The organism is Oceanobacillus luteolus (genome assembly GCF_042678205.1).
GTDB lineage: Bacteria > Bacillota > Bacilli > Bacillales > Amphibacillaceae > Oceanobacillus > Oceanobacillus luteolus.
Genome location: NZ_JBHUDE010000078.1, coordinates 1 through 1,562, shown reverse-complemented (window position 1 = coordinate 1,562; position 1,562 = coordinate 1). Strand labels below are relative to the sequence as shown.

The 1,562-nt window shown below is 31.1% G+C and carries 2 protein-coding genes; both read right to left on the bottom strand.

Translation table 11 applies throughout. The features are described 5' to 3' along the window. Positions 1-143 precede the first annotated feature (143 nt). Positions 144-407 carry a CPCC family cysteine-rich protein gene (locus ACFSBH_RS12265; protein ID WP_158324462.1) on the bottom strand — a complete coding sequence of 88 codons (264 nt, stop codon included), beginning with the start codon at positions 405-407 and terminating at the stop codon, positions 144-146. A gap of 110 nt (positions 408-517) precedes the next feature. Next, positions 518-973, bottom strand: coding sequence for a VOC family protein (locus tag ACFSBH_RS12260; protein ID WP_091773355.1), 456 nt, complete (start codon positions 971-973; stop codon positions 518-520). Between the last annotated feature and the right edge of the window lie 589 nt (positions 974-1,562).

Here is a 1,562-nt window from a genome sequence, read left to right as displayed (position 1 = left end):
TTCCAATCACTATGTAGTGGAGGGTTATTTGGCATACGTAATTTTAGTATATCATGAGAGAATTAATTTTTTTAGAGAAAAATATTGACAACTATTAGCTGGTTTTGTTGAAGAAGAAATATAATTATTAATGCGATGTATACTCATAACGGTTTCCAATTCGGATCTTTAATGTCTTCTTGATTTGGTTTCCTTACAAATTTTATACTGCCTTCATCACAAGCCCCAAATTTAATGAAATTTTGTTGTGCTTGCCTTAACGATGGAACGTTAGCTCCACCCTCATAATTGGGATCATTATACTGAACATCATCATCTTCCCAAAAACAAATACTACATATATCGTATGTTCCAGGAGGTTTCTCATCTAATGTTAAATATCCACAGCAAGGGCAAGTATAATTCATCTAATCACCCCAATAGAGTTATATTTTTCTTCTTCAACTATCTTGCACCTTTCAAATTGACAATCTCTTATTCAAGTAAAGCACCCGTTAGTTGAAGATGAAATAATTTATTATTTATTTATTTCTTCCCACTCACTTAAATACATACGATCTGTTATGTTTTTGGGATTATCTATTTTACAAATAAATTCTAAACTATTACCATCAGGATCATTAAAATGAATTTTAGCGTGTGCATAATCTTCGTGAGGCATAACAAAAGGTTCCACTGGCTTAAATCCAAAAGCCTCTCTAGGTTTATATCCTTTGTTCTTTAACCAAGTTACCGATTCCTTTAGTCCTTGTAATGAAACTTGAAAAGCTATATGTCTTATAGATGGATGGTATTCAAGTTCTACTCTATCGCTTTTCCATAAACCCAACCAACTCTTATCTTTTTCAATCCATAAAAATGCCAACCTATTCTCAACGGTATGATCAAGTTCAAGTCCTAGGTCAGTATAAAACTCTATTGAACGATTTAAATCACTTACTGGTAAATGTGCTTCATATAATCCTTTTATCAATGATTTTCCCCCACAATTCTATAACTTTCAATTTTATTATAACCTTCACGAGATTCTTGTTAAACTAATACTACCCCTTTAGTTAAATAACTTCAACAAAGAAGGTACTTCTCCTTTATTAACTTAACTCATATTTTATCACCTCATTATCTATTTAAAAAATTGAATAAAATTATCTAATTCCGTAAGTAGAACTTATCAGTTTTATTTTTAAAAATAGCCTATTATCTAAAATACTTTTTATTATATAAACCTGCCCCTTTAATACAATAACTTCACTAAAAGGGTTCGATAATCCTTCTTGGACTATCGCACCCTTTAGTTGAACTAGAAGGTGGCTTGCTTACTCTTGCTATTATCTAAGAAGCCAGTTCAAAAATACGCTTTTGTGTTTCAAGATAAACCTGCAGATTAATAATTGGATTCACAGTTTGCGAAGCTGGTTCATTCTCTAAACTGGTTAGTTCACATTAAGAGGTTTTCTAATTATATATTCTACTCGCATTATTTTATCTATCCCAAAGGTTGAGGGGTACATATATTTTTTCACCGTAGATTTCCCTATGTATAATAGGTTTTAAAAATTGCT